Origin of the sequence: Myroides sp. LoEW2-1 (assembly GCF_009767705.1) — a bacterium.
Taxonomy (GTDB): Bacteria; Bacteroidota; Bacteroidia; order Flavobacteriales; family Flavobacteriaceae; genus Flavobacterium; species Flavobacterium album_A.
Map to the genome: position 1 here is coordinate 1 of NZ_WSPP01000262.1, position 7,442 is coordinate 7,442.

The following is a 7,442-nucleotide window of genomic DNA, read 5'->3' on the forward strand; positions in this document are numbered from 1 at the left end:
AAGAACATTACAGATTTATATCCTCATAACTATAAAACATTAAACTCAAACGTTGTAGAAGAATAATTATATCTCACAAGATGTACTTGCTCGGGTGCATACTGAACAACAAGTTAGTAAACTAACTGAAAAAGATGGTTTTTACAAAAACGAATTAGTAAAAATTTTACTACCTGAAGAAGTACAGAAAGTAGACCAAACGCTAAGAAAATTAGGTTTAGGTAACTTGGCTGACCAAGGATTAATGCTAATCAATCGCGCAGCAGAAGATGCCGTGAAAGAAGCTACACCCATATTTGTAGACGCTGTAAAGAACATTACTTTTAACGATGCAAAGAATATCCTTCTTGGAGGAAAAGGCTCTGCAACGAATTATCTAAAAGAAAGTACTACTAAAGCTTTATACTCAAAGTTTTCTCCTGTAATCGAAAAATCACTCTCAAGTGTAGGTGCTGATAAAGTATGGGAAAAGATCTTCTCTACTTATAACGAACTACCACTTGTCTCGCAAATCAATACCAACCTAACAGATTACGTTACAAATCAAACTATGGCTGGTGTGTTTACTATGATTGCTGTTGAAGAAGATAAAATCAGAGAGAATATAGGAGGTTCGAGATCAAATAAATTACTTCAAGATGTATTCTCAATTCAAGATAACACAACAAATACATCGAATAAAAACACTTCAGATAATTCCTCTAAGAATAAAAAAGATAAAGATCAAAAAAAGCAAAGTATTTTTGATAAAATCGGAATTTTTTAAACAAAACACACTCATAACATTATTATAACATTCATTTAACTGATTAAGTCCGATTTTTTTTAGACATTTGTATCATTATATGATTGATTTCATAAAGTTAGGGTTAGTTAATAAAAAACCGAGTAGAAATAGGCCTCTACTCGGTTTTTATTTTTTATTATCACGACAACCTTTCGTGTATTTGTTTGAAGTAATCAAATGCTTTATACAAATGTGTGCCATACCATGAGAACATTTCACCATCGACAAAGACAGTTTTTCCATGATGAGTAAACCTACCTATTTCAAAAGCATGTTCTTCTGTAAAAGGAAAAGGTTCTGATGACAAAAACACTACTTCGGGATCTCCTTGAATTCGTATCTTTTTTAATTCTATTTCAGGATACCTTTCTTCCCTATTCTCATATACATTCACAAACTTATTCAACTTTAATAACTCGTTTATAAACGTATCTCGTCCAGCAACCATAAAAGGCTCTCTCCAAATAAAATAAGCCGCCTTATAAGAATTCTTATCCTTTACAAAATCCATAAAATCCCTCTGAGCGAAATTTAATTTATCAATCCATTTTCTCGCCTCCGTTCTTTTATTAAATAGATTCCCAAAGTCTTCAATCATTTGGATATTATCGTCCAAAGTAACCACATCGGTTACCCATACAGGACAAATCCCCTTCAAGCTCTCAACTATTTCAAGTGTATTCTCTTCTTTATTTGCTATAATGATATCAGGCTGTAACAACTTTATTTTCTCAAGGTGTACTTTCTTCGTACCCCCTACTTTTGTCTTAGTAGCCTTTAGGTGATATGGATGTACACAAAACTTTGTAATACCAACTATTTCATCTTCTAAACCTAAGTCAAATAATGTTTCCGTTTGTGAAGGAACCAACGAAACAATGCGTTTTGGAAGTGTTTCAAAACGATGTTCCTGTCCAACCTGATCTTTCATTGCAATCATAACCTTTCTTTTAAAATATCACTCATTTCTCTTTGCAATAGCAACGCTTGTTCACGCGCTTTCTCTGCAAAATCTTCTTTATTAGATGCAAAGATAATCCCTCTTGAGGAATTTATTAACAAACCAACCTGATCATTTAACCCATATTGACACACATCTTGCAAACTTCCACCTTGTGCCCCCACTCCAGGTACTAATAAAAAGCTATGAGGTACTATATTTCTGATTTCTTTAAAATACTCCGCCTTTGTAGCTCCCACAACATACATCAGATTATCCGCATTGTTATAAGTCTGTGATTTCTCTATTACTTTTTGATAAAGTGGTTTACCTTCGATAAGTTGAGTTTGAAAATCAAAAGCACCTTCATTAGAAGTCAAAGCTAATAAAATAGTATGCTTATTCTCAAAAGTTAGAAATGGCTCAACAGAATCCTTACCCATATAAGGAGCTACTGTAACACTGTCAAACTCCATATCTTCAAAAAAGGCTTTTGCATACATAGTGGCAGTATTTCCAATGTCTCCCCTTTTCGCATCTGCAATAGTGTACAGCTCTGGGTAATTTTGATTAATATAATCGATTGTTTTCTTTAGTGATTCCCATCCTTTAATACCATACGCCTCATAGAAGGCAATATTAGGTTTATAGGCAACGGCAACATCGTGTGTTGCATCAATTATAGCTTTATTAAAGCTAAAGATAGGATCTTCCTCTTTCAACAAGAAAGAAGGAATTTTAGTCATATCTACATCTAAACCAATACATAAAAAAGAATTCTTCTTTTTTATTTGCTCAAGTAATTGTTGTGTTGTCATTATAAAAGTATAGTTTAAAAAAAACCACACTCTACAAAGGTAAGTGTGGTTTTGAAATATCATAAACTTAAATTAGAATACATCGCTTTCTTTCAGCTTTTCAGTATTGCTAACTAATTGTAGTTCATCAATGATTTTTTGAATGTTTCCGTTCATTACACCGTCAAGATCATAAAGTGTCAATCCAATTCTATGATCAGTCACACGACCTTGTGGGTAATTATAGGTGCGAATCTTAGCAGATCTATCTCCACTACTTACTTGAGAGTTACGCTTTTTAGCATCTTCCTCTTGTTTCTTCGCTAACTCCATTTCATATAAACGAGAACGCAATACAGATAAAGCTTTGTCCTTGTTCTTATGTTGTGATTTTTCATCCTGACATTGAGCAACCAAACCTGTTGGGATGTGCGTCATACGCACAGCTGATTTAGTTGTATTTACAGACTGTCCTCCAGGTCCTGATGAACAGAATAAATCAATACGGACATCATTCATGTCAATTTGAACATCAAATTCTTCTGCTTCTGGCAGTACCATAACAGTTGCTGCAGATGTATGAACACGTCCTTGAGTCTCTGTTTGAGGAACACGCTGAACTCGGTGTACACCTGCTTCAAATTTTAAGGTTCCATAAACATCTTCTCCTGTTACCTCAAAAATCACCTCTTTGTATCCTCCTGAAGTTCCTTCGTTTACATCAACTACAGATGTTCTCCACCCTCTTGATTCACAATATTTAGTGTACATTCTAAATAAATCTCCTGCAAAGATACTCGCTTCATCACCTCCCGTACCTGCTCTCACCTCAACCATTACGTTCTTAGCATCCTCAGGATCTTTAGGTATCAATAAAAACTTAATCTCCTCTTCTAATTCAGGTAATCTTTCTTTTGCCTCTTCCAGTTGCATTTTTGCCATATCAACCATCTCCGCATCACTTCCGTCTGCAATGATCTCATTAGCTTCATCAATATTTCCTTTCAGAGTTAAATACTCAGCTCGTTTTTCCACAAGCTGTTTTAAATCTTTATATTCCTTATTTAGTTGCACGTAACGTTTTTGATCAGCAATTACATCTGGTTGAATAATCAAATCAGAAACCTCATCAAAACGTTGCTTTATAATTTGTAATCTATCTATCATATCTTTAAAATACAGATAATTAATTTGGAATGCAAAGTTAAAAAAAAAGAGGGATAATTCACTATCCCTCTCGCTTTTTACCAAATATATGTAAAATTATTTTTTAATCTCTATAGAAAGCTCAACATCAGACCATGTCTTACCTTCATGTAGATCTTTACATGCTTCATGTAAACTGTCAAATGCTGTATTTGCAGAGAAATCAGCTAAAATATCAATAGCTCCGTTTAGTTTCAACACACCATCTTTCTCCTCATAAGAGAATTCTTTCTCTTTGCTGATACCGTTCATTGTAATATTTACAACAACCTTACCATCTTTAAACTCTCCAAAATAACCATTGATATTTCCAAGCATTTTTGCAAAGAACTCCATTTTCAACTTCTCATCTCTACCTGCGTCATTAGTAAAAACAGACGATGTTACAACTACGAATTTTGCATCGCTTAATCCCTCTGTAACAGTAGCAGCACTTGCGTTTGCATCAATTAACTTAATGTCTTTGAACTGCCCTTTTACTCCAACTTTACCTGGTGTTTTAAATGCTGTCCATTCTAATCCATACGTATAGTTAGCTTCAGCTACTTGTTCTGTTTTAGCATTATCTTGAACGTCTTTTGTGTCTTGTTTTTTCTCTCCACATGAAGTAGCAAAAGCTGCTACTAATGCTATAGCAAGAAGTGATTTTTTCATTTTAACTGAGTTTTAATTTTTATAACGTCTAAAATACTAAAATCAGTACATTTAATTCTTAATTAAACATTAATTTTTTCTATTAGACAAAATTTATAAAGGAATAGAGCTAAAAAACTCACCTTTATCTATTGTAAAGGCTATTAAAGTATTCTTGTCAAAGAAAGCTTAACTGTCTTTACTTTTCCATTTGAATCGATGTATTTAACCTTCACCTTTGTGTTCTCTTTTCTCAATATCTTTTCGTAATCCGAAAAATCATTCGAAGTAAAACCATCAATGGCTAATATTATATCCCCTTCTCTTAACCCCTTTTTATAGGCATCAGTAGTCTCTATAATACTGGCAATCATAATTTGACTTCTATCGCTACTATATTTAAAAGAGATTGGGTTTATCAATGGCTTAAACTCCTTACTAAACAACTGATTTGGCTTGATGTAAATCACCTTAGAATTATAGTCGAGAATCAAGTCAAACCTGTGGATAATCTCACTCCCCATTATACCGACGATTCCCTCTGCAGCACTTACACCTGCTTCATCTGACGATAAGGAAATTGCCATATCGCTTTTTTCTATTTTATAATCTCCTAATTGGATATTCTTAATTATTCCTTTCTCGTAAAATGTCTTATTACTAAGATTGTTACCTGTATAAGTAATCTTCTGTTCTAACTTGTCATACAGCTGATGTTGTTCTTTATAAGGTCTATTCACGATAAGTGTCACTCCTGCCCCACTGTCAAATAGAATATCACCTTCAAATTTATCTCCATTTGAAAGTTCGAAAACAATGGGTAGTTTAGGTATATTCCCACCGTAAAATTCAATAGGTAATTTCTGATAAGCGCTATAGTCTAAAGCGGTACCAAATTCATATAAACTCATCGTCTGCGTACCAAAGTCAATTTTAGTTAGATACCTATCTAAAATAGTAGCCCCAATAATTCCGTCAAATTTCTTTTCATACAGTGCTGTTAACCTCGAAAGATCATCAAGAACAATAGACACATTATCTATAGCGACATTGTTACCTAACTGTAACTGATACCCCTTCATCATATCATAACTTTTCTTTCCTCCAGCTCCACTTACATTAATACTACTATTAATTTCAAATCCCCTTTCGCGAGCAACAGTTGAATCTACCATGGCAATTCCCGCACCTGTATCAAAGAAAAACAACAAACTATCAATTTGATTGTCAAAGGGCAATTTTAAAAATATAGAAGTGTCGTCTTTGGATAATATAAACGGCAATTTAACTTCTTGTCCAATCGAGTTTACAACACTTAACAGGACAAACACCCCAAATAATTTTCCCAAAATATTTTTCATACCTAATCATAACTTTAAAGCGCAAAGATAAGTAACCTATTGGCATTTTTAACAAAAATAAATATAGATAACCAAGATATTACGTTAATTTACCTATAAAACAAAAAAAGGAACTTCATAAATGAAGTTCCTTTTTATATAACTATTCTGCTATATTATTTCTTTTCAGGAATTTTAGTTAGAATCTCTAAAACAAATTTCCAATATTTCTGTACTGAAGAAATACTCGCTCTTTCTACAGGAGAGTGAGCTCCTCTAATTGTAGGACCAAAAGAGATCATGTCCATTTCCGGGTAATGAGTTCCCAAGATACCACATTCTAATCCTGCGTGACACGCTACAACATCTGGCTTACTTCCATTTTGTTTCTCATAAATATCCACCATGATGTCAAGTATTTCAGAATCTGGATTAGGGCTCCATCCTGGGTAAGACCCAGAAAACTCTACCTCACATCCCATTAACTCAAATGCAGCTCTTAAGCTATTAGCAACATCTAATTTCGAAGACTCTACAGAAGATCTCGTCAAGCATTTAACTACTAATTTCCCATCTGCTAAATCTACTTTTGCAATATTATTTGAAGCCTCTACTAAACCTTCAAAATCAGGACTCATTCTATAAACACCATTATGAGCAGTATACATAGAACGCACAAAGAAATACTGCGCCATAGAAGGCATCACTTTCTTAGGCATATCCTCTGCTGATAACTTCTCGAACTCAACTGTAAAATCAGGATCTACTGTGTGAAGTTCTGCTTTGATCTCATCTACTACAAGGTTCATATCATATACAAAAGCCTCATCGTAAACCCCTGCTATAATAACATCTGCAACACTTTCACGAGGAATAGCATTTCGCAAACTTCCTCCTTTTATCTTCGAAATCTGCAGTCCGAAATTGTCAAAAGAATCGAACAACAAACGGTTCATAATCTTATTCGCATTACCAAGTCCTTTGTGAATATCCATACCTGAATGTCCACCTTTCAGACCTTTAACTGTGATGCGATATCCTACAGACCCTTCCGGCGTATCTTCTTCATCATATTCTGCTGAAGCTGTTACATCTACACCACCAGCACATCCGATATCAATTTCATCATCTTCTTCTGTATCAAGATTCAAAAGAATCTCTCCTTCTAACAAACCTCCTTTTAAACCTTTTGCACCAGTCATTCCAGTCTCCTCATCTATCGTAAATAAAGCTTCAATAGCAGGATGAGGAATATCTGTACTCTCTAAAATTGCCATAATAGTTGCTACTCCCAAACCATTATCAGCTCCTAAAGTAGTTCCTTTTGCACGTACCCAATCTTCATCTATATACATTTCAATACCTTGAGTATCGAAATCAAAAACAGTATCGTTATTTTTTTGGTGAACCATATCCAAATGCGATTGCATCACAATTGTCTTTCTATTCTCCATACCTGCAGTTGCAGGTTTTTTGATGATCACATTTCCTACCTCATCTTTGATAGTAGGTAATCCTAAACTTTTACCAAAGTTCATCATAAACTCAATCACTCTTTCTTCTTTCTTAGAAGGACGAGGTACTGCATTAAGATCAGCAAACTTATTCCAAAGTTGTTTTGGTTCTAAATTTCTTACTTCTTGACTCATATTATTAGTTGTTCTTATTCAAATTATATTTCTTCAAATTTAGGGATTTCTAAATTAATATATAGTATACATCTAATACTTTAATATTCC

General features: G+C 33.9%; 7 protein-coding genes. 1 reads left to right on the forward strand and 6 read right to left on the reverse strand.

Annotated elements, in window-relative coordinates; genetic code table 11:
* Window positions 1-94: 94 nt before the first annotated feature.
* Window positions 95-766 (forward strand): DUF4197 domain-containing protein, encoded by a 672-nt coding sequence (locus GOQ24_RS13590; RefSeq protein WP_317165488.1) that lies wholly within the window; start codon window positions 95-97, stop codon window positions 764-766.
* Between the two features lie 160 nt (window positions 767-926).
* On the opposite strand, the gene GOQ24_RS13595 is transcribed toward GOQ24_RS13590, so the two are convergent.
* The 6 genes from GOQ24_RS13595 to GOQ24_RS13620 all read right to left on the reverse strand — a co-directional run bounded on the left by GOQ24_RS13595 (window position 927) and on the right by GOQ24_RS13620 (window position 7,352).
* Entirely contained in the window at window positions 927-1,727 is an 801-nt protein-coding gene (locus GOQ24_RS13595) for an ABC transporter substrate-binding protein (protein WP_155092447.1), read from the reverse strand.
* The gene (gene pyrF / locus GOQ24_RS13600) at window positions 1,724-2,545 is read right to left on the reverse strand and encodes an orotidine-5'-phosphate decarboxylase (protein WP_155092446.1); all 822 of its coding nucleotides are present in this window, start codon (window positions 2,543-2,545) and stop codon (window positions 1,724-1,726) included. Before pyrF ends, GOQ24_RS13595 begins: the two co-directional genes overlap by 4 nt.
* Before the next feature lie 72 nt (window positions 2,546-2,617).
* Window positions 2,618-3,691 carry a peptide chain release factor 1 gene (prfA, locus tag GOQ24_RS13605; protein WP_155092445.1) on the reverse strand — a complete coding sequence of 358 codons (1,074 nt, stop codon included), beginning with the start codon at window positions 3,689-3,691 and terminating at the stop codon, window positions 2,618-2,620.
* Window positions 3,692-3,787: 96 nt separating this feature from the next.
* Window positions 3,788-4,384, reverse strand: coding sequence for a YceI family protein (locus GOQ24_RS13610; RefSeq protein WP_155092444.1), 597 nt, complete (start codon window positions 4,382-4,384; stop codon window positions 3,788-3,790).
* A gap of 143 nt (window positions 4,385-4,527) precedes the next feature.
* On the reverse strand, window positions 4,528-5,724 hold the full coding sequence (locus GOQ24_RS13615) for an aspartyl protease family protein (protein ID WP_155092443.1): 1,197 nt from the start codon (window positions 5,722-5,724) through the stop codon (window positions 4,528-4,530).
* 155 nt (window positions 5,725-5,879) lie between these two features.
* Window positions 5,880-7,352 carry an aminoacyl-histidine dipeptidase gene (locus GOQ24_RS13620; RefSeq protein ID WP_155092442.1) on the reverse strand — a complete coding sequence of 491 codons (1,473 nt, stop codon included), beginning with the start codon at window positions 7,350-7,352 and terminating at the stop codon, window positions 5,880-5,882.
* Window positions 7,353-7,442 lie beyond the last annotated feature (90 nt).